An 18,789-nucleotide genomic window follows, 5' to 3' on the forward strand; every position below is an offset into this window, starting at 1 on the left:
CCATAAGCCGTCAGGCCGCCGGCTTCTTCAACTGCAGCGACTTGTACTCGAGGAACTCTTCGAGCCCGTACTTGCCCGCCTCGCGCCCGTTGCCCGACTGCTTGTAGCCGCCGAACGGCGCCTGCATGTTGAACGGGCCGCCGTTGATATCGACCTGGCCGGTGCGGATGCGGCGCGCCACGCGGATGGCGCGCGCCTCGTCGCCAGACCACACGCCACCGCCCAGCCCGTAGATGCTGTCATTGGCAATGCGCACCGCATCTTCCTCGCTGTCATAGCAGATGATCGACAGCACCGGCCCGAAGATCTCTTCCTGCGCCACCGTCGCACGCGGCTCCACGTTGCCGAGCACGGTCGGCTTGACGAAGAAACCCTTGTCCAGCCCCTCCGGGGTCTCCGGGCCGCCTGCCACCAGTTCCGCACCCTCTTCCAGGCCGCGGCGGATATAGCTGGTCACGCGGTCCTTCTGCACCGCGGAGATCAGCGGGCCCAGCTTGCTGGTTTCCTGCAGCGGGTCGCCCACGGTAAAGCCTGCGACCACCTTCTGCGCGATCGCCTTCACTTCTTCATAGCGGGCGCGCGGCACCAGCATGCGGGTATGTGCCGAGCAGGTCTGGCCGGAGTTCAGGAAGCAGGCATTGATGGTGCCCTTGACCGCCGACGGCAGGTCGGCATCGTCCAGGATCACCGAGGCCGACTTGCCGCCCAGTTCCAGCGCCACGCGCTTGACCGTCTGCGCGGCCAGCTCGGACACGCGCTTGCCGGCGCGGGTGGAACCGGTGAACGACACCATATCGACTTCCGGATGGCTGGCCAGCACCTCTCCCACCACCGGCCCGTAGCCGGCCACCAGGTTGAACACGCCCGGCGGCAGGCCGGCAGCTTCGATCACCTCGGCCAGCACGAAGGCATTGAGCGGCGCCACTTCAGAGGGCTTGAGCACCACGGTGCAGCCCGCGGCCAGCGCCGGGGCCACTTTCAGCGTGATCTGGTTGAGCGGGAAATTCCACGGCGTAATGGCCGCCACCACACCCACCGGCTCGCGCACCACCAGCGAGTTGCCGACTTCCTCCTCGAAGCGGAAACCGTCCAGCAGCTTGGCGGCCTGGCCCCAGTTATAGACCGGGCCGCCCACCTGGATCGCGCGCGCCAGCTTGATCGGCATGCCGACTTCGCCGGCAATGATTTGGGCAAGCTCTTCGCTGCGGTCCTTCAGCCCTTCGGCGATCTTGGCGATATAGCCGGCGCGCACCGCCGGCGGCGTGGCCGACCAGCTGTCAAAGGCGGCACGGGCGGCTTGGATGGCGTCCTCGGCGTCGCGCGGCGAGCCTTCCGGGATGGTGCCCATCACCGCCTCGGTGGCGGAGTGGATGACGTCGATCTTGCCGTTGCCGTGGGGCGTGACCCACTTGCCGTTAATAAAGAATTTGTCTCGTTGTTGCATGGCCACAGTTCTCGGTTTGTTGAATTGGCGATTGCAATTTTTTGTTACTTTTATGGTGCACGCACATTGTAGAGCGGAATCGGGGCTATGTTTTTTGCCCCCGCCGGAACCGGCGCAAACCCGCTCTGCATAAGGTGGCGATAATCGGCCGCACCCTCTGACGGGATGCTCGCACGGACGGCCGGCAAAACAGGGGAGCGAGACATGGTCGATCCGATCTACCGCAAGACGGAGGCGGGGCAGGACGAGATCAAAACGCGCGCGCGCAAGCTGGACCACAAGCTGCGCGCACTGCTGCTGATGGTCAACGGGGAACGGCGCGGGCAGGCGTTGCTGGCGCAGGTGGCGGGCATGGGCGTCGGGCCCGATGCGATGGACGAACTGCTGCTACAGGGCCTGGTCGAGGCAGTGCCGGAGCCGGCACACGTTGCGCCGGCGGCGATGCATGCGCCGGTCCGCACTGCAGCGTCCACGGCCGACACCAACCTCTTCTCCGTGTATGCCATGCGGCACGCGCCGGCGGACGAAGCTACCGGAAGTGCCGATGCGCAGCAATCCGCCCCAGCACACTCGGCCTCGGAAATCGAGGCCTTCCAGCGTATCTATCACTTCTATACCGATGTCATCGGCCAGCATCTCGGCCTGCGCGGCTACATGCTGCAAGTGAAGGTCGAGAAGGCGACGGACCTGCCCGCGCTGCTGGCACTGCGCGAGCCGCTGCACGCTGCGCTGCTCAAGGCCAAGGGCGAGATCACCGCGCACGCGATCACCGGCCAGCTCGACCTGATCGCAGAAGTCATTGCCGCCGGCTGAGCGGCCCTCGCAAGCGCACCCAAAGCAAAAAGCCGCCCGGAGGCGAAGGGTCGAATGTGTGGCTATGGACAAGACCCTCCATGCCGAGCGGATCTCAGCCAGTGGGAGCAAGGTGAGCTACACCGCCATTGATGACTTGCCGAATGGCACATGCATCGAGCTCGCCAATGAGTGGTTCCTGGTGTGGGGTGATCAGCTGCTGCGCTGGTCCTTTGACAGGTACCAGGATGCGCAAGCCAGACCGAAGGGACTGCAAGTGACCGTTCTCACGCCACGCTCGACAGTAGCGGTGCTGCGAGCCGGATATGTGCCTGAGTTGCATCCGACGGCAGAGCTTGGGCTGTGACAAACAAGAGGAAGCAGCATGCAAACCGTTGCGGTTCTGGATTTTGAGACGACCGGACTGTCGCCGAGTCAAGGTGACCGAGCCACGGAAATTGCTGTCATTCTCTTGCGTGACGGGCAAATCGTCGACCGCTATCAAAGCTTGATGAACGCTGGAAGACGCATCCCCTCTCACGTCGTGAACTTGACCGGGATCACTAACGAGATGATTGCATCGGCACCCGCCGCATCTAGGGTGATGCGTGAGGCGGCCCAGTTCGTTGGTGGTCATCCAGTGGTGGCTCACAACGCCGGCTTCGACCGAAGGTTTTGGGAAGCTGAGCTTGCGATCCTGGGCATTACAGCCAATCAGTCTTTTGCATGTACGATGCTCGCCTCAAGGCGTATCTACCCGCACGCCCACAATCACAGGTTGTCGACACTGGTGGATATGCTGCGATTGCCCAAGTCCGGGCGAGCACACCGGGCCATGGCCGACGCTGAGATGACCAGTCACCTGTGGCACCGGCTGCAATATGATATCGCTCAGACTTACGGTCTGAGTCGGGTCGATTACAACCTCATCGCCCGAGTACAGACCACAAGCAGCGCTAGAGTTCCGGCGCTCCTGCGCTCGCTAGCTTTAACCCGTGTGCCCGCTGCAAAGCCTTCTTAGCAGCAGCGAGTGGTTCGGCGCCCATATCTACGTTCCGAACCAGTTCGATCACGATTGACTTGCCTTCACGAAGGGCGATGCCGAGGTCCTTGTGAATCTGACGGAACCCCTTTCCGTTCCGAGCAGGACGACCGACCCGCATCCGCCTCAGGTTGTCGTCATAGTTACCAAATGGGCCAATGGCACCGTCCCGGCTCATCCCGAACGTAGATGATCTGCATCTCTGAGTTGACACCGTCTGCCACTCCGATCTGAAACAGCAGCGGAAGCGATGGATCCACGGACCCGGCACGCAGTTCGAAGCCGAGACTGCTGTATTTTCTCTCTGTCATGAGGCAGTAATGTCCTTGCCTAGAAGTAATAAGTGATGGCATTACCGGCCTCGGAGACGAGCTTGCGGCGGAACATATCGTTAATCAGCAACGTCAACTCGGCCTTCGGCAGCTTGTTGCCGAACAGGGTACTGACATGCTTTGTTAGCGTGTCCCTCTTTCGGGGCCGCTTGCTCTTCTGCAGCTTAGAGAGATTCGCCTTCACACGATCAAGCTCGGCGCTGGAGGGAGGCGACGCTTTTGGTACTGGTCGCTGGGACTGCCCGGTTGGAGTGGCAGGAGTCCCGTGGATCTCCCCGACAGCAGCAACCCGTTTGCAGGGCACGCCGAGTGAGCCGATGTGCTTGACCAGCGGGTCATAGCCCGTGTCCTTGGCCAGGATTACGAACTCGCTGGCTTCCCGACGCTCAAGGACCCGGCCAATATGGAATGCAATGTGGAAGTCCAGAGCGTTCTTACCCGAGCCCGAGACCCGATGCCACTGGACCCGTGACCCCAGATCCTGCAACCGGGTCGTCAGATCAAGCGAAGCGCTCTTCTGATTTGCGCCGCAGAAGATGGCGATCCGGTAGTCCGGCGGGATGAGTTGAACGTCGATTGTCTGGACATTCTCGAAATCCACCAGCAACAGCGGCTGCGTCATGTGACCCCTGCTTGTTCTTTTCCTTGTTCGGACGATTCTAGCCGATGCCGCTATGAAGGTGCCGAGGATTACCAGAGCGCCCCAGTGGAAGGCGGTGGACCGGGGCATGGTCAATGGTGCGAGGCAGGTGTTCTGGCCCAAAGTTCCCGACAGACCTGTGCTGGCGACTGTCCCAAGCGTCCTCCACTTGGGTACAATCAGGGCACATCAGGAATGGGACAACTCCCGTTCGCCCTTCGCTGCGAAATGCACCAAGGAACAAAAAAGGCCACCCGAAGGCAGCCCTAATTGTTTTCTGAGCAATCGGCGGAATCGGGCGTTCAGCCGTCGATACCCTGCGACTGCAGGTACTCGTCATACGTACCCAGGTAGTCGGTCAACGTACCGTCGGTACGGATTTCGATCACGCGCGTAGCCAGCCCGGTGACGAACTCACGGTCGTGCGAGACGAAGATCAGCGTGCCCGGGAACTTGTCCAGCGCGATCTGCAGCGATTCGATCGACTCCATGTCCATGTGGTTGGTCGGCTCGTCCATGGCCAGCACGTTGTGGCGGCCCAGCATCAGCTTGCCCCAGATCATGCGGCCCTTCTCGCCACCGGACAGCACCTTGACCGACTTCTTGATGTCGTCGGCCGAGAACAGCAGCCGGCCCAGCGTGCCGCGCAGCGAGGTCTCGTCGTCGCCGGCCTGCGTCCACTGGCTCATCCAGTCCATCAGGACGCTGTTGTCGGTGAATTCCTCATAGGTGTCCTGCGGCATGTAACCGACGTTGGCGTTCTCGGCCCACTTGACCGTGCCGCGGTCGACTTCCACGCCGCGCTGCACCCCGGTCTGCACCGCGCCGTTGAGCAGGCTGCGCAGCAGCGTGGTCTTGCCCGCGCCGTTCTCGCCAATGATCGCCACGCGCTCGCCGGCCTGGATCGCCAGCGACAGGCCGTTGATGATCTTGCGGTCGTAGGTCTTGGTGATGTTTTCCACCTCGACCGCGAGGTTGTGCAGCTTCTTCTCGAACTCGAAGCGGATAAACGGGTTCTGGCGCGACGACGGCTTGATGTCCTCGACCTTGATCTTCTCGATCTGCTTCGCGCGCGAGGTGGCCTGGCGCGCCTTGGACTTGTTGGCCGAGAAGCGGCGCACGAAGTCCTGCAGCTCGCTGATGCGCTCCTTGGCGCGCGCGTTGGCGGCCACCTGGCGCTCGCGGGCCTGCATCGACGCTTCCATGTAGTCGTCGTAGTTGCCCGGGTAGACCTTGAGCGTGCCGTAATCCATGTCGGCCATGTGGGTGCAGACCGAGTTCAGGAAGTGGCGATCGTGGGAAATGATGATCATGGTGGAATTGCGCTCGTTGAGCACCGTTTCCAGCCAGCGGATCGTGTTGATGTCCAGGTTGTTGGTCGGTTCGTCCAGCAGCAGCACGTCCGGGTTCGAGAACAGTGCCTGCGCCAGCAGCACGCGCAGCTTCCAGCCCGGGGCGACGTCGCTCATCGTGCCCTGGTGCTGGCTGGTGGGGATGCCCACGCCCAGCAGCAGCTCGCCGGCGCGCGACTCGGCGGTGTAGCCGTCGTACTCGGCGTACTTGGCCTCCAGGTCGGCGGCCTTCATGTAGTCTTCGTCGGTCGCTTCCGGGTTGGCGTAGATGGCGTCGCGCTCCTGCGCCGCGGCCCACATCTCGGTGTGGCCCATCATCACCACGTCCAGCACGCGCATGTCTTCATAGGCAAACTGGTCCTGGCGCAGCTTGCCCAGGCGGATTCCCGGCTCCAGCATGACGTTGCCCGACGACGGCTCGAGGTCGCTGCCGAGGATCTTCATGAAGGTGGACTTGCCGCAGCCGTTCGCGCCGATCAGGCCGTAGCGGTTGCCCTCGCCGAACTTGACCGAGATATTCTCGAACAACGGCTTGGGGCCGAACTGCATGGTGATGTTTGCGGTAGAAAGCACGTCTGGAACCTTGTCTGGAGAATGTGGCGCCGCGGCACTGGCCACGTCGCGCAGGTTTTTTGCACCGGGGGTGCACCCCATGCCGTTCAGGGGCCGGCCTTGCCACGGAGGCATCGCGCCGGCCGGAGCATTCCGCGGCCATGGCTGGCGATGCGGCACCGGCCGCGCCCGGTTCTTGAGAGAACCCGGCAGGAAGTCAGGAAATAACCGGGCATTCTACCATCCTGATGCAATCCTTGCACCCCGATGGCAGCCTGGAGGGCTGGCCTGCGCGCGCCGGCGCTCAGGCCAGCGACGGCAGCACCGGATAGCCGGAAAACGCCATCGAGAACCCGTCTGCACGTGCGGCCACCCGCACCTGGGCACCAACCGGCAGCGTCAGCTTGCGCGCGCAGTGCCCGAAAGGCAGCCCGGTTAGCACCGGCACCGGCAGCTGCTCGCGCAGGTACGCCACCACGGCGTCCATGTCATAGCCGTTGTCGTAGTCAGTAACGCGGTAGTTGGAAAAATCGCCCAGCACGATGGCGCGCTGCGTGCCCAGCACGCCAGCCTGCTGCAGCTGGACCAGCATGCGTTCAACCCGGTAAGGCGGCTCGTTGATGTCTTCCAGGAACAGCACCCCACCCTCGACCCGCGGCATGAACGGCGTGCCCAGCAGACTGCACAGCATGGCCAGGTTGCCGCCCCACAGCGTGCCGGCCACCTCGCCGCTGAAGGCCTGGCCGCCGGACTGGGGCGCCGCTACGTCGACCTGGTAGGCCGGATCGCGCAGGATGCCCTCGAAATGCTCCCACATATACGGATCGACACTGTCCGCGCCAAAGTCCGCCAGCAGCATGGGGCCGGAAAAGGTGACGCCGCCGGTCGCTGCCAGGTAAGCCAACTGGAATGCAGTGAAGTCGCTGTGGCCGACGATGGGCGTGGCGCTGGCGCGCGCCTGTTCGGCGATGCGTGCAAAGTCCACTTGCGCCAGCAGCCGCGCGATGCCGTAGCCGCCGCGCACCGCCAGCGTCAGCTCATGCGGCACGCCGGTGCCGATGGCGTGCAGGTCGGCCAGCCGCTCCGCGTCGGTGCCGCCGAAGCGCAGGTAGCGCCGGGCCAGCACATCCGGGTTGGTGGTGTGGTAGCCATGCTGCTTGAGCCAGGCAACGCCGCGCGCGGCGATGGCAACGTCGTGCGGATACCCGGACGAGGCGATCAGTCGGACTTCGGTATGCGGCGGCCTGTTGTTCGGCGTACTCATGCGTCGGTGGCGTTGTTCTGGTCGGGATGGGTTGGGCAGGCGCAGCCCGCTTCAGTTCCGGCATTGCGTGCCGCCTTCTGGGCGCGGCGCCGGGCGCCGAAGAAATCCTTCAGCATCTGCCCGCAGGGTTCGGCCAGCACGCCGCCGGTGATGGTGGTCTGGTGGTTGAGCTGCGCCTGCTCGAACAGGTTGACCACGCTGCCGGCGGCGCCGGTCTTGGGATCGGTGGCACCAAAGACTACGTGGCGCAGCCGCGCGTGCAGGATCGCGCCGCTGCACATCGCGCACGGTTCCAGCGTCACGTACAGCTCGCATTCGGGCATGCGGTAGTTGCCGATCACCTGCGCGGCGGCGCGCAGCGCCTGCATCTCGGCATGCGCGGACGGGTCGACCGAGCGGATCGGCAGGTTGTGGCCGCGCGCGATGATGGTGTCGTTCCAGACCACCACCGCGCCCACCGGTACTTCACCGGCGGCTTCGGCCAGGCGGGCTTCTTCCAGGGCGGCGCGCATGTAGTGCGCGTCGCGCGCGGCCGCCTCGGCGGGATCGTCGGGCAACGCGGGCAGCGCGCGCATGGGCAGCGGCGGCGTCTCTGGCATCGTCCCCGCTCAGTCCTGTGCCGGCAGCACCGCCGGCGCGCTCACCTCGGCCCAGCAGTTGGGGGTCTCGAACAGCACCAGCCTGGTGAGCTGCAGGTGGTGGCCGAAGCAGTCCTTGAACACCGGCGCCAGGATGTCGAAGGCGACCTGGGCCAGGTTCTCGACCGTCGGGATCGCGTCCAGCACCACGGTCTTGTGCCCTTCCATCGATTGCAGGAAGTTCAGCAGCGCGGTGTCGCCGCGATAGATCAGGAAGGCGTGGTCCCACTTGTTGACCAGGTGCTCGTTGGCGAGCGCCTTGATGTCGCCGAAGTCCAGGATCATGCCGTCATCCGACGCGCCCTCGCGATGCAGGACTTCGCCCGACAGCGTCAGGTCCAGCCGATAGCGGTGGCCGTGGATGTTGCGGCACTGGCCGCAGTGGTTCGGGATGCGGTGGCCGGAATCGAATTCCAGCCGGCGAGTGATGGAAACTTGTTTGCTCATGGATAGCGGCGCCGTACTGGCCGCCTGCGTTGGTGCGGACGCCGCGCGTGCGTCCGAAGCCTGTATTGTGTACGTTTTGCCGCCCTGGGGCGACCCTGCCAGTGGATATGCCCCGCGCTATGCGGGGCTCAGCGGATGCCCAGCAGCTTGTGCGTCTGCAGCGACAGCCGCCAGCGCGGATGGCGCTGGCAGAAGTCCACCGCGGCGGCGGTATTTTCCCTCTGCAGCGGGCCGTCCATGGGCTGTACCAGGAAATGGCGGAAATCAAGCTGCTCATATGCGGCAAAGTCCTGGCCGGCCTGCGGGATCACGACCTTGAGCTCGTCGCCACGCCTGACCACCAGCTCCGAGCCCATCTTCGGGCTCACGCAGACCCAGTCGATGCCGGGCGGCACGACCATGGTGCCGTTGGTCTCGATGGCGATCTCGAAGCCCTGCGCGTGCAGCGCGTCGATCAGCGGCGCATCGAGCTGCAGCAGCGGCTCGCCGCCCGTGCACACCACCAGCGGCTTGCCACCCATGCCCTGCGGCCATTCCGAGGCGACCACCGCGGCCAGTTCCTCCGCACTGCGGTACTTGCCGCCGCGCGTGCCATCGGTGCCGACGAAATCCGTATCGCAGAACTGGCACACCGCGCTGGCGCGATCTTCTTCGCGGCCGCTCCACAGGTTGCAGCCGGCAAAGCGGCAGAACACCGCGGCGCGGCCGGCGTTGGCGCCTTCGCCCTGCAGCGTATAGAAGATTTCCTTGACGGCGTAAGTCATGCGTGGGGGTCTCTCTCGGACCGTTCTGGACCGTAAACGAGCAATCGGCAGCCTTCGGGCTGGCCGGGGGGTCAGTAAGTGTTAGGCAAGGCCGGGTGCCAGAAATCAAGAATCTGAGCTTGGGCTCCTGGAGCGGACCGCCTGGGCGGTGCCGCATCGCTGGCAGCGCGGGGCGGTGTGCGCCGGGTTTCCCGTGCAGGCTCCGGGCACTGCCGGAGGAACCGCCTGTGGCCTGTCGCAGGCTGCGTCCGGCCGGTCCGGACGTAACGTAAGTATACCAGAGGGGTCAGGGTTTTCGCTTAGCCGACACCGGCGCGCGGCCCGCCTCCCCAGCCAGGTTGGCGGCCAGGAAATCCAAGAAGCAGCCGATCCGCGCCGACAACTGCGTGTTGAGGTAGTACACCGCGTGGATCGATTGCCGCACCTCCACGGTCTGCTCCACCAGCACCTGCACCAGGTCGCCGGCGCGCCGGTCGGCCTCGGTCATGAAATCCGCCAGGCACACCAGCCCCTGGCCGGCCAGCGCGAGGTGGCGCAGGGTCTCGCCGCTGGAGGCGGCCAGATGCGGCCGGATCGGCAATTCCGAGCCTTCTTCGGTCCGCAAGGGCCAGCGGTTGAGCCCTTCCGGCTGTGTGAAGCCCAGCAGCGAGTGCCCCGCCAGGTCGGCCACGCTGCGCGGCCGGCCGCGCGCCTTCAGGTAGGCCGGGCTGGCCAGCACCCGCAGGCGCGAGGTGCCAAGTGCACGCGCGTGCAGCGTGGAATCGCGCAGCGCGCCGATGCGGATGGCAACGTCGGTGCGGTGCTCGATCAGGTCGATGATCTGGTCGTTGGTGTTCAGTTCCAGCTCGATGTCGGGATAAAGCCGCCGGAATTCGCCAACCAGCGGCACCACCGCGTGCAGCATAAAGGGCGAAGCCGCGTTGACGCGCAGCTTGCCCGCCGGGCGCTGGCGGCGCAGCGCCATCTGCTCCTCGGCCAGGTCGGCGGCGGCCAGGATGCCGCGCGCGTGCGCCAGCATCGCGGCGCCCTCTTCCGTCAGTTCCAGCCGGCGCGTGGTCCGGCGCAACAGCGTGGTTTCCAGCTTGTCTTCGAGCCGACTCAGCGCCCGGCTGATGCCGGACACGGTCTGGCCGAGCTGCTCGGCGGCGGCCGTGATCGAACCGGTATCGACCACGGCAACGAAGGCGGCGAGTTCTTCGAGCGTCAGCTTCATTCTTGAATTCTAGTCAAATATCTTCTGCAGATCACCCGGTTTTTCTGCAAAAGCATCCGAGGCACACTCCGCTCATTCCCTCATTCCCCAAAGCGGAGGCGCCCCATGCCCATTGCCTTGTTCGCGCTGACCATCAGCGCCTTTGCCATCGGCACGACCGAGTTCGTGATCGTTGGCCTGATTCCCACCATTGCCGCCGACCTGAATGTCTCGCTGCCCTCGGCGGGGCTGCTGGTCAGCCTGTACGCGCTCGGCGTGGCCATCGGCGCACCCGTGCTGACTGCCCTGACCGGCCGCCTGCCGCGCAAGCTGCTGTTGCTGTCGCTGATGGCGCTGTTCACGCTCGGCAACCTGCTGGCGTGGAAGGCGCCCGGCTATGAATCGCTGGTGCTGGCGCGCGTGCTGACCGGCCTGGCGCATGGCGTGTTCTTCTCGATCGGCTCGACCATCGCCACCGGCCTGGTGCCGCGCGAGAAGGCGGCGAGCGCCATCGCCATCATGTTCACCGGCCTGACCGTGGCGCTGGTGACCGGCGTGCCGTTGGGCACGTTTATCGGCCAGCACTTCGGCTGGCGCGAGACCTTCCTGGCCGTGTCGGCGCTGGGCATGGTCGCCTTTGTCGGCAGCCTGCTGTTCGTGCCGCGCTCGATTGCCCATACGCCGCCGGCCTCGCTGCTGCAGCAGGCCCGCGTGCTGGCCGAGCCGCGCCTGCTGCTGGTCTACGCTAAGACCGCGATCGGCTACGGTGGCTCGTTTATCCCGTTCACTTTCCTCGCCCCGATCCTGCAGGACGTGTCCGGCTTTGACGCCGGCGCGGTCGGCCTGGTGATGCTGGTATATGGTGTTTCGGTCGCCGCGGGCAATATCTGGGGTGGCCGCCTGGCCGACCGCCACGGCCCGATCCCGGCGCTGAAGCTGGTATTCCTGCTGCTGGCCGTGGTGCTGTTCGTGCTGACCTTCACCGCGCCGCACCGCTGGCTGGTGGTGGCGACCGTGCTGGCCTGGGGCGCCGTGGCCTTCGGCAACGTGCCGGGCCTGCAGGTCTACGTGGTCAAGCAGGCCGAGCGCTTTACGCCTGACGCCGTGGACGTGGCCTCGGGGCTGAATATCGCGGCCTTCAACCTGGGCATTGCCGGCGCTGCCTGGGCCGGCGGATTGATCGTGACCCACCTGGGCCTGATGCAGACGCCGTGGATCGGCGCGCTGGTGGTCCTGGTGGCGCTGGCCCTCACCGAACTGAGCGGCCGCCTGGACCGCGCCGCGGGCTTCGATGCCCGCAGTGGCGGCATGCCGGCCGGCGCCATGACGCACTGAGCCTCACCCTGTACTGAAACTTCCCGAACACACCCTGCAAGCTAAGGAGAACACCATGCAGATTCCCGCCATCGGCCTCGGCACTTTCCGACTCAAGGGCCAGCAGGTCATTGATTCCGTGCGCACCGGCCTGGAACTGGGCTACCACCATATCGACACCGCCCAGATCTATGACAACGAGGCCGACGTCGGCCAGGCCATCGCCGCCAGCGGCGTGCCGCGCAAGGAACTCTTTGTCACCACCAAGATCTGGACCGAAGCGCTCGCCCGCGACAAGCTGCGCGCCAGCCTGGAGACCAGCCTGGAAAAGCTGCGCCTGGACCAGGTCGACCTGACGCTGATCCACTGGCCCTCGCCCGGCGATGCGATCCCGGTGCAGGAATACATGGAGGCGCTGGCCGAAGCGCGTGCCGCGGGCCTGACGCGCGCGATCGGCGTGTCGAACTTCACCATCGCGCATCTGCAACAGGCCATCGACGCGGTCGGCGCCGACCAGATCGCCACGCAGCAGGTCGAGATGCACCCGTTCCTGCAGAACCGCAAGCTGGCCGACTTCACGCGTTCGCAGGGCATCCACATCACCGCCTACATGCCGCTGGCCTATGGCAAGGTGATGCAGGACCCGGTGCTGCAGCGAATTGCGCAGGCCCACGATGCGTCGCCCGCGCAGGTGGCGCTGGCCTGGCTGCTGCAGCAGGGCTATGCGGTGATCCCGTCGTCGACGAAGCGCGCCAACCTGGAAGGCAACCTGGCGGCGGCGTCGCTGCGCCTGTCTGACGAAGAGATGGCAGCCATTGCCGGGCTGGACCGCGGCGAGCGGTTGGCCAACCCGGACTTTGCGCCGGAGTGGGACTGAACGCAGGGGACTGAACGCCGTCCCACGATGCAACGAGCCGGGCCTTGCGCCCGGCTTTTTCTTACTTGAGCCCCAGGAAGTCGCGCTTGCCGATCTGCACACCCTTGTGGCGCAGGATGTCGTAGGCGGTGGTCACGTGGAAATAGAAGTTGGGCAACGCAAAGCCCAGCAGGTAGGACTTGCCGTCGAACGTTATCGGCCCCTGGCGCAGCTTCAGCTCGATCGCGCGCTGCTCGCTGCCTTCCAACTGCTCAGGCGTGATCTGCTCCAGGAATACGATGGTGCGGGCAATGCGGTCCTGCAGTTCGGTAAAGGTGGTTTCCGTATCGGCGAACGACGGCACCTCGATGCCCGCCAGGCGCGCGGCGCAGCCCTTGGCGGCGTCGCTGGCGCGCTGCACCTGTGCCGGCAGCGCATCCATGTCGGCGATCAGCCGGGTCTGGATCAGGTCGGCCGGGTCCATGCCCTGCGCCTGGGCGTGGGCGGCGCCCTTGTCCAGGATCGCGGCGAGGTTGCCGAGCGCACGGATAAACACGGGGATCGAAACGTCGTACATCGAGAGTGCCATGGGGGTCTCCTGTGCAGGTCTTGGCTGGGTTTTTCGTTGTTGTCGCGGCCGTCGGGCCGTACCGCTGCCGCGAGCATAGACCGGATCGGAAATTGCTGCCGGATTACCCCTGGGCGCATGCGTCATGTGGCGCTGCATCTCGCAGCACCTCCCCGACCGATGTGAGGAAACGACGCCCTGCCAGCGGCAACGGGACCAGGCTGGAATGGGTCGCCCAGATCTCCAGCCCCACTTCCGGCGACACCGTGCGTACTGCCAGGGCCGGGCGCATCGCGGGCGTCACGCTCCACGCATCCACCAGCGCCGGACCCAACCCTTGCTGCACGAACGCGCAGGCGGTGACCGAGGAATGTACTTCAATGGCGGGCGCGCAATGCACGGCCCGCTCTCCGAAAAATCTGGCCACGGCCCGTCCCAGCGGCGTGCCTTGCGGATACCCGATCCATGCCGTGCCGGCGAAATCTTCCGGCGTCAGCACCGCGCGCCCGGCAAGCGGATGGTCCTGCGGCAGGATGCACACGAGAGGCTGGCGGCCCAGCCGCGTCGACGCCACCGAGGCATGTCCGGCCGGCACCATCGACACGCCGACATCGGCCCTGCCGCTCAGGAAACAGCCGACCAGTTCATCGAAGGTGACACTGCGGTAGTCGATGCGCGTGGGCACGCCACCGGCGCGCAGATGCGCCAGCGCGCGCGGGACAAGCTGTTGCGCGAACGCCGCGCTGGCCACCACGCGCAAGGTGCCGGCGCCCTCGCGGCGCAGCGCGGTGGCAAGGGCATTGACCCGGCGCACGCCGCCATAGACCTGTTCGACTTCAGCGTGAAGGCGACGCGCCTCAGGCGTCGGCAGCAACTTGCCGCGCGCCCGCTCGAACAACGGATAGCCGAGCCGGCTTTCGGTCAGCGCCAGCACGCTGGCTGACCGCGGGCTGCGACACATGCAGCATCCTCCCCGCACCACTGACCGAGCCGGCCTGCATGATGGCCTGGAACACCTCGATCTGGCGCAGGTTCAGCGGCCTGCCGCAGCGCGCGGCGTCACTTTCTGCCTCTGGTTCGCCTTCGCGCGCGCGTGCGCCGGATCGCCCCTGCTGTCTCATGCCAAGCCTCCGAAGAATCTCCACATCGATAACGCTCGATTATGGCCTCAGCACAGGATTCGATGACGGGATTGCGAGGGCCCGATGCTAGTCTGGCTCGCATCTCACGCACTTGAGGAGTCAGCATGCTTCGCACGTTAGCCATCGGGTTTGCCACATCCGTCATCGCCATCGCCACGCCCTGTGCAGCCGCACCGTCGCAGCCCTGGACCGACAAGCCGGTGACCTTCGTCGTGCCGTCCGCGGCCGGCGGCTCGCCCGACGTGTTGTCGCGCCTGGTGGTCAACCAGGCCTCGCGCGAGAGCGGCGTCACCATGGTGATCGACAACCGGCCCGGCGCCGCCGGCAACCTCGGCATCGCGGCGATCCGCCGCGGCGCGCCGGACGGCACCACCATCGGCTTCGGCAATATCAACACGCTGGCGGTCAACCGCTCGCTGTTCCGCAAGTTGCCCTACGACGTCGACCGCGACCTGGTGCCGGTGATCCACCTGTTCAGCCTGTACAACGTGCTGATCGTGCCGGTCAACTCGCCGCTGCACAGCGTGCAGGACCTGGTCGCCCGCGCGCATGCGCAGCCGGGGCGGCTGTCGTATGGCGCCTCGGGCGTCGGCACGACCGGCCATATGGGCGGCGAGCAGTTCAAGTCGATGGTCAAGGCCGATATCGCCTTCATTCCTTACAACGGCGGCCCCGCCGCGTTGCAGGACCTGATGGGCGGGCGGCTCGACCTCATGTTCAGCAATACCTCCGAAGCGATGCCGCTGATCCGCGGCGGCAAGGTGCGCGCGCTCGCGGTCAGCAGCCTGAAGCGCCTGGCGTTGTTGCCAGAGGTACCGACCTTAGACGAATCCGGGCTCAAGGGCTATGAGACGGTGGCATGGGGTGGCGTGGTGGCGCCACGCGGCACGCCGGCGGCGGTGGTCGACAAGATCAACGCAGCACTGCAAGGCGCGCTGCAGGCGCCGGACGTGCGCAAGGGCCTGGCGGCGCTCGGCGCCGAGCCGGCCGGCGGCACGCCCGCGCAGTTCCGGCACCTGATCGATGCCGAAACCGCGAAATGGCGCGAGCTGATCGCCACGGCCCATATCGACAAGCTGGACTGAGCGGCATGCGCATGCAACCCGCCAGGTCCGCTCCCATCGATGCCGAGCTGGTGCTGACCGATGCGCTGCTGGTGGACGGCACCGGTGCACCGCCGGTGCGCGGCCACCTGGCCATCGGCGGCGGGCGCATCGCCGCGCTCGGCGATTTCCCCGTCGCGCCCGGCACGCCGACCCGCTGCGCTGCCGGCCGCGTGCTGGCGCCGGGGTTTATCGACTCGCACACCCACGACGACGGCTACCTGCTGGTACATCCGGAGATGAAGCCGCGCGTCTCGCAGGGTGTCACCACCGTGGTCACCGGCAACTGCGGCATCAGCGTGGCGCCGCTGGTGGGCACCGCGCTCCCGCAGCCGCTCGACCTGCTGGGCTCGCAGATGCTGTTCCCCTTCACGTCGTTCGGAGCGTGGCTGCAGGCGTTGCGCGATGCGCCCGCCGCGGTCAACGTGGTGCCCCTGGTCGGCCATACCACGCTGCGCGTGGCGGTGATGCCTGACGTCAGCCGCCCCGCCAACGACGGCGAGCGCGCGCGCATGCGCGCGATGGTCGGCGAGGCGATGGACGCGGGCGCGTTCGGCCTGTCCACCGGTACGTTCTATCCGCCCGCAGCCGCCGCGCCCACGCAAGAGATCATCGACATCGGCCAGCCGCTGCTGGGCTGCGGCGCCATCTACGCCACCCATCTGCGCGATGAAGCCGACCACATCGTGCCGGCCATGCACGAGGCGCTGGCGATCGGGCGCGCACTGGATGCGCGCGTGGTGTTCTCGCACCACAAGGTCGCGGGCCAGCGCAACCACGGCCGCACACGCGAAACGCTAGCGCTGATCGACCACGCCGCGGCCATGCAGCCGGTGTGCCTCGACTGCCATCCGTATCCCGCCACCTCGACCATGCTGCGCCTGGATCGCGTACGGCTGGCCAGCCGCACGCTGGTCACGTGGTCGGAGGGATACCCGGATGCCACCGGGCGCGATTTTGCCGAGGTCATGGCCGAACTTGGCCTGGATGACGACGCCACCATCGCCCGGCTGTCACCCGCGGGGGCGATCTACTTCCTGATGGACGAGGGCGATATCCGCCGCATCTACACACACCGCTGGCGATGGTCGGCTCCGACGGCCTGCCCTTCGACCGCCATCCGCATCCGCGCCAGTGGGGCACCTTCCCGCGCGTGCTGCGCGCGCTGGTGCGCGAGGAGAAGCTGCTGACGCTGCCCGCGGCGATCCACAAGATGACCGGGTTGCCCGCGCAACAGTACCGCCTGCGCGAACACGGGCTGCTGCGCGAAGGCTTCCATGCCGACCTGGTCTTATTCGATCCGGACACCATCAGCGACCTCGCCACCTTTTCGCATCCGGTGCAGGCGAGCTGCGGCATCGAAGGCGTCTGGGTCAACGGTGAGCAGGCGTGGGATGGCACGCGGACCGGCAAGGCGCGGCCGGGCCGCGTGCTGCTTGCGGAGGCCTAGCGGCGACGAGTGTTGCGGCGGGCGCGCCGGAAGCCGGTGACCTGATTTAAGATATCCGGCCATCGCCCCGGACATCAGGCGGCCTCCCGGCCGCGCCCCACATGAACGCGCCGTTCCCCCTTCGCACGGAATGCCCGCCCGGCGCCTGCATCTGCGGGCGCGAAGCGCTGCTGAGTGATCCGAACGCCGACCTGCGCGTGCTGCGGCTCACGCGGCCCGAGGAAAAGCGGCTGGTCGAGCGGCTGGAGAGCCTGACCAGCCTGGCCGAGCTGCGCCGGATGGAGGGCCTGATGCAGGCGCAACTGGGCATCGTACTGACCATCACCCCCAGCGCACGCGGTGTGCGGACGGTGCGCGGCATCAATATCCAGGTGCAGGAACAGCCCGGGCTGTGCCGCAAGATCCGCCAATCGATCCCCGCCGCGATCCGCCGCAGCATGGAACAGCATCCCGAGATCGCCTATGCGCTCGTGGATGCGCATGACCTGCTGGGCGGGATCTGAGAGCAGATCTGAGAGCCCCTCAGATCACCTGGAGTGTTCTTCTTACGACAATTTTGACCCGCCCAGGCGGGCAGCAGGCGGCCTAGCCGTCAATGCTACGGATGCGGCATCGCTTGCGTCCGCATTCAGTCGACCTTGACTTGCTTGTTTCGCAACGGCATGCGCCAGAGCTCGTAGCGCTCCTCCCCCGCCTTGACCGCGCCGGCAAAGTGCTGGTTCAGGTTGCTGGCCGTAAACACCAGGAAGCCGTCGGGATGGATCGCTGGCGTATCCGGCCAGAGCACGCCCTCGTCGGCGGCGGCCAGCGACATCTGCCGGCTGCGCGGGTCGTACTTGGCGATGCCATTGCGCGTGACATCCGTGATGTAGAGGTTGCCCCTTGCGTCAGTAACGATCCCGTCGGTATTTCCGCCCACGTCGCCGATGTCGCGCACAGCCGCCGCGACCGTCGCGTGGCTTGCGCCGGCATCGCGCAGCACCCGCGTGGGAATGGTGTAGGCGTGAGTGCCCGTGGTCACGGCCCAGTACAGCGTGCCGGCGTCCGGCGACAGCGCGATGCCATTGATGCCCAGTTGCAGTGGCTTGCCCGGCCAGACCTCGACGCCATGCGAGACTACCTTGGCACCGGGCTCGGGCAGCAGGCTGGAGTGCCGGTCCAGCACGCGCCGCGCCTTGCCGGAGGCAAGATCCACCACGATCAGGCCGGCCTTGTTGTCCGGCGCGCTGCGCAGGCCGCTGTCGGAGATGTAGGCAATCTTGCGGCGCTCGTCGACGACGATATCGTTGAGGAAGCTGCCGTTGCGATCGGCCACGCCATCCAGTGCGATGCGCCGGACCGTGCGGCCGGTGCGCAGGTCGTACACCATCAGCTTCTGCCCGCCTGCCGGCGCTCCGGCCTCGCCCGCGACAAAGCCCATGTCCAGCGCCCACAGCCAGCCGTTGCGGCGGTCGATGTGGAAGCCGAGCACGTTGCGCAGATGGCTGTCCGGCGCACCGGCAACGGCGTTGCCTTCCACCGAGGGGAAGGCAGACAGCCGGGCTGGCCCGCTCTGTGGGCCCGTATCGAGGAGGCTCAGCGTAGCCGGCGCGCCGGCCGAGACCAGCCGCGGCGTGCTGACGAAGGCCCGGCCCTGTGCGTCGAAATGGATGCCGGCAATCGGCGCGCTGGCCGAGCCGGCAAATGGCGGTGGGGTTGCGACCGGCCGGGACGCCTCCCAGCTGACGCCCGCATAGCTGCGCCAGCGTTCGAGCGGTGCCTGTCCGGCGGCACCGGCAAAGTCAGGGAAGACGGAGAACGAGGCCAGCATCAGGGCTGCCAGCCTGGAAATACGAAGGAACATGGCGGTTTCAGAAAAGGATATCTGGATAGAGCGTCGCAGGCGGGTCAGGCCGCG

19 protein-coding genes and 1 pseudogene are annotated in these 18,789 nt (G+C 66.3%); 8 read left to right on the forward strand and 12 right to left on the reverse strand.

Annotation, left to right across the window (positions count from 1 at the left end):
* Positions 1 to 10 precede the first annotated feature (10 nt).
* Positions 11 to 1,444 (reverse strand): aldehyde dehydrogenase family protein, encoded by a 1,434-nt coding sequence (locus ABNX08_RS11045; protein ID WP_349607366.1) that lies wholly within the window; start codon positions 1,442 to 1,444, stop codon positions 11 to 13.
* 204 nt (positions 1,445 to 1,648) lie between these two features.
* Between ABNX08_RS11045 and ABNX08_RS11050 the strand changes: the two genes are divergently transcribed.
* From ABNX08_RS11050 to ABNX08_RS11060, 3 genes are all read left to right on the forward strand, one after another.
* On the forward strand, positions 1,649 to 2,257 hold the full coding sequence (locus ABNX08_RS11050; RefSeq protein WP_349607364.1) for a hypothetical protein: 609 nt from the start codon (positions 1,649 to 1,651) through the stop codon (positions 2,255 to 2,257).
* Positions 2,258 to 2,321: 64 nt separating this feature from the next.
* The gene (locus ABNX08_RS11055) at positions 2,322 to 2,603 is read left to right on the forward strand and encodes a hypothetical protein (protein WP_349607362.1); all 282 of its coding nucleotides are present in this window, start codon (positions 2,322 to 2,324) and stop codon (positions 2,601 to 2,603) included.
* A gap of 18 nt (positions 2,604 to 2,621) precedes the next feature.
* The gene (locus tag ABNX08_RS11060; protein ID WP_349607360.1) at positions 2,622 to 3,257 is read left to right on the forward strand and encodes a 3'-5' exonuclease; all 636 of its coding nucleotides are present in this window, start codon (positions 2,622 to 2,624) and stop codon (positions 3,255 to 3,257) included.
* A 351-nt stretch (positions 3,258 to 3,608) separates the two neighbouring features.
* Here ABNX08_RS11060 and ABNX08_RS11065 read toward each other — a convergent pair whose 3' ends face one another.
* From ABNX08_RS11065 to ABNX08_RS11095, 7 genes are all read right to left on the reverse strand, one after another.
* Positions 3,609 to 4,232: a PIN domain-containing protein gene (locus tag ABNX08_RS11065; protein WP_349607358.1), complete on the reverse strand. Its 624-nt coding sequence runs from the start codon at positions 4,230 to 4,232 to the stop codon at positions 3,609 to 3,611.
* A gap of 320 nt (positions 4,233 to 4,552) precedes the next feature.
* Entirely contained in the window at positions 4,553 to 6,175 is a 1,623-nt protein-coding gene (locus tag ABNX08_RS11070) for an ABC-F family ATPase (RefSeq protein ID WP_022535284.1), read from the reverse strand.
* A 283-nt stretch (positions 6,176 to 6,458) separates the two neighbouring features.
* Positions 6,459 to 7,418: a muramoyltetrapeptide carboxypeptidase gene (gene ldcA, locus ABNX08_RS11075; protein ID WP_022535285.1), complete on the reverse strand. Its 960-nt coding sequence runs from the start codon at positions 7,416 to 7,418 to the stop codon at positions 6,459 to 6,461.
* On the reverse strand, positions 7,415 to 8,017 hold the full coding sequence (gene tadA, locus ABNX08_RS11080; protein ID WP_022535286.1) for a tRNA adenosine(34) deaminase TadA: 603 nt from the start codon (positions 8,015 to 8,017) through the stop codon (positions 7,415 to 7,417). The genes ldcA and tadA overlap by 4 nt, the downstream gene beginning before the upstream one ends.
* Before the next feature lie 9 nt (positions 8,018 to 8,026).
* Complete coding sequence (locus ABNX08_RS11085; RefSeq protein ID WP_010809539.1) at positions 8,027 to 8,503, reverse strand: 6-carboxytetrahydropterin synthase; 477 nt, start codon at positions 8,501 to 8,503, stop codon at positions 8,027 to 8,029.
* A gap of 128 nt (positions 8,504 to 8,631) precedes the next feature.
* Positions 8,632 to 9,267, reverse strand: a complete 636-nt coding sequence (queE, locus tag ABNX08_RS11090; RefSeq protein ID WP_022535287.1) for a 7-carboxy-7-deazaguanine synthase — start codon at positions 9,265 to 9,267, stop codon at positions 8,632 to 8,634.
* Positions 9,268 to 9,553: 286 nt separating this feature from the next.
* Positions 9,554 to 10,480: a LysR family transcriptional regulator gene (locus ABNX08_RS11095; RefSeq protein ID WP_349607354.1), complete on the reverse strand. Its 927-nt coding sequence runs from the start codon at positions 10,478 to 10,480 to the stop codon at positions 9,554 to 9,556.
* 105 nt (positions 10,481 to 10,585) lie between these two features.
* On the opposite strand from ABNX08_RS11095, the gene ABNX08_RS11100 reads away from it, so the two are divergent.
* Both ABNX08_RS11100 and dkgB read left to right on the forward strand, forming a co-directional pair.
* On the forward strand, positions 10,586 to 11,794 hold the full coding sequence (locus ABNX08_RS11100; protein WP_022535289.1) for an MFS transporter: 1,209 nt from the start codon (positions 10,586 to 10,588) through the stop codon (positions 11,792 to 11,794).
* Positions 11,795 to 11,849: 55 nt separating this feature from the next.
* Positions 11,850 to 12,650: a 2,5-didehydrogluconate reductase DkgB gene (gene dkgB, locus ABNX08_RS11105; protein ID WP_349607351.1), complete on the forward strand. Its 801-nt coding sequence runs from the start codon at positions 11,850 to 11,852 to the stop codon at positions 12,648 to 12,650.
* A gap of 61 nt (positions 12,651 to 12,711) precedes the next feature.
* Here dkgB and ABNX08_RS11110 read toward each other — a convergent pair whose 3' ends face one another.
* The 3 genes from ABNX08_RS11110 to ABNX08_RS11120 all read right to left on the reverse strand — a co-directional run bounded on the left by ABNX08_RS11110 (position 12,712) and on the right by ABNX08_RS11120 (position 14,318).
* Complete coding sequence (locus ABNX08_RS11110) at positions 12,712 to 13,218, reverse strand: DUF1993 family protein (protein WP_022535291.1); 507 nt, start codon at positions 13,216 to 13,218, stop codon at positions 12,712 to 12,714.
* A 103-nt stretch (positions 13,219 to 13,321) separates the two neighbouring features.
* Positions 13,322 to 14,158 carry a LysR substrate-binding domain-containing protein gene (locus ABNX08_RS11115; protein ID WP_349607349.1) on the reverse strand — a complete coding sequence of 279 codons (837 nt, stop codon included), beginning with the start codon at positions 14,156 to 14,158 and terminating at the stop codon, positions 13,322 to 13,324.
* On the reverse strand, positions 14,055 to 14,318 hold the full coding sequence (locus ABNX08_RS11120) for a LysR family transcriptional regulator (protein ID WP_349607347.1): 264 nt from the start codon (positions 14,316 to 14,318) through the stop codon (positions 14,055 to 14,057). The genes ABNX08_RS11115 and ABNX08_RS11120 overlap by 104 nt, the downstream gene beginning before the upstream one ends.
* A 125-nt stretch (positions 14,319 to 14,443) precedes the next feature.
* Here ABNX08_RS11120 and ABNX08_RS11125 point away from each other — a divergent pair, with 125 nt between their 5' ends.
* From ABNX08_RS11125 to ABNX08_RS11135, 3 genes and pseudogenes are all read left to right on the forward strand, one after another.
* Entirely contained in the window at positions 14,444 to 15,424 is a 981-nt protein-coding gene (locus tag ABNX08_RS11125) for a tripartite tricarboxylate transporter substrate binding protein (protein WP_349607345.1), read from the forward strand.
* 5 nt (positions 15,425 to 15,429) lie between these two features.
* Positions 15,430 to 16,892, forward strand: a pseudogene (locus tag ABNX08_RS11130) (amidohydrolase family protein).
* Positions 16,893 to 16,993: 101 nt separating this feature from the next.
* The gene (locus ABNX08_RS11135; protein WP_022535294.1) at positions 16,994 to 17,395 is read left to right on the forward strand and encodes a hypothetical protein; all 402 of its coding nucleotides are present in this window, start codon (positions 16,994 to 16,996) and stop codon (positions 17,393 to 17,395) included.
* 125 nt (positions 17,396 to 17,520) lie between these two features.
* On the opposite strand, the gene ABNX08_RS11140 is transcribed toward ABNX08_RS11135, so the two are convergent.
* Positions 17,521 to 18,735, reverse strand: a complete 1,215-nt coding sequence (locus ABNX08_RS11140) for an L-dopachrome tautomerase-related protein (RefSeq protein WP_349607343.1) — start codon at positions 18,733 to 18,735, stop codon at positions 17,521 to 17,523.
* Positions 18,736 to 18,789 lie beyond the last annotated feature (54 nt).

The sequence above is a fragment of the Cupriavidus sp. DF5525 genome, from assembly GCF_040149425.2.
GTDB lineage: Bacteria > Pseudomonadota > Gammaproteobacteria > Burkholderiales > Burkholderiaceae > Cupriavidus > Cupriavidus pickettii_A.

Bases quoted from the DNA above. Each gene is read 5' to 3' on its own strand.
- tadA (WP_022535286.1), bottom strand. From the start codon at position 8,017: ATGCCAGAGACGCCGCCGCTGCCCATGCGCGCGCTGCCCGCGTTGCCC.
- ABNX08_RS11115 (WP_349607349.1), bottom strand. From the start codon at position 14,158: ATGTGTCGCAGCCCGCGGTCAGCCAGCGTGCTGGCGCTGACCGAAAGC.
- ABNX08_RS11045 (WP_349607366.1), bottom strand. From the start codon at position 1,444: ATGCAACAACGAGACAAATTCTTTATTAACGGCAAGTGGGTCACGCCC.
- ABNX08_RS11125 (WP_349607345.1), top strand. From the start codon at position 14,444: ATGCTTCGCACGTTAGCCATCGGGTTTGCCACATCCGTCATCGCCATC.
- queE (WP_022535287.1), bottom strand. From the start codon at position 9,267: ATGACTTACGCCGTCAAGGAAATCTTCTATACGCTGCAGGGCGAAGGC.
- ABNX08_RS11085 (WP_010809539.1), bottom strand. From the start codon at position 8,503: ATGAGCAAACAAGTTTCCATCACTCGCCGGCTGGAATTCGATTCCGGC.
- ABNX08_RS11055 (WP_349607362.1), top strand. From the start codon at position 2,322: ATGGACAAGACCCTCCATGCCGAGCGGATCTCAGCCAGTGGGAGCAAG.
- ABNX08_RS11060 (WP_349607360.1), top strand. From the start codon at position 2,622: ATGCAAACCGTTGCGGTTCTGGATTTTGAGACGACCGGACTGTCGCCG.
- ABNX08_RS11100 (WP_022535289.1), top strand. From the start codon at position 10,586: ATGCCCATTGCCTTGTTCGCGCTGACCATCAGCGCCTTTGCCATCGGC.
- ABNX08_RS11110 (WP_022535291.1), bottom strand. From the start codon at position 13,218: ATGGCACTCTCGATGTACGACGTTTCGATCCCCGTGTTTATCCGTGCG.
- dkgB (WP_349607351.1), top strand. From the start codon at position 11,850: ATGCAGATTCCCGCCATCGGCCTCGGCACTTTCCGACTCAAGGGCCAG.
- ABNX08_RS11140 (WP_349607343.1), bottom strand. From the start codon at position 18,735: ATGTTCCTTCGTATTTCCAGGCTGGCAGCCCTGATGCTGGCCTCGTTC.
- ABNX08_RS11050 (WP_349607364.1), top strand. From the start codon at position 1,649: ATGGTCGATCCGATCTACCGCAAGACGGAGGCGGGGCAGGACGAGATC.
- ABNX08_RS11120 (WP_349607347.1), bottom strand. From the start codon at position 14,318: ATGAGACAGCAGGGGCGATCCGGCGCACGCGCGCGCGAAGGCGAACCA.
- ldcA (WP_022535285.1), bottom strand. From the start codon at position 7,418: ATGAGTACGCCGAACAACAGGCCGCCGCATACCGAAGTCCGACTGATC.
- ABNX08_RS11135 (WP_022535294.1), top strand. From the start codon at position 16,994: ATGAACGCGCCGTTCCCCCTTCGCACGGAATGCCCGCCCGGCGCCTGC.
- ABNX08_RS11065 (WP_349607358.1), bottom strand. From the start codon at position 4,232: ATGACGCAGCCGCTGTTGCTGGTGGATTTCGAGAATGTCCAGACAATC.
- ABNX08_RS11095 (WP_349607354.1), bottom strand. From the start codon at position 10,480: ATGAAGCTGACGCTCGAAGAACTCGCCGCCTTCGTTGCCGTGGTCGAT.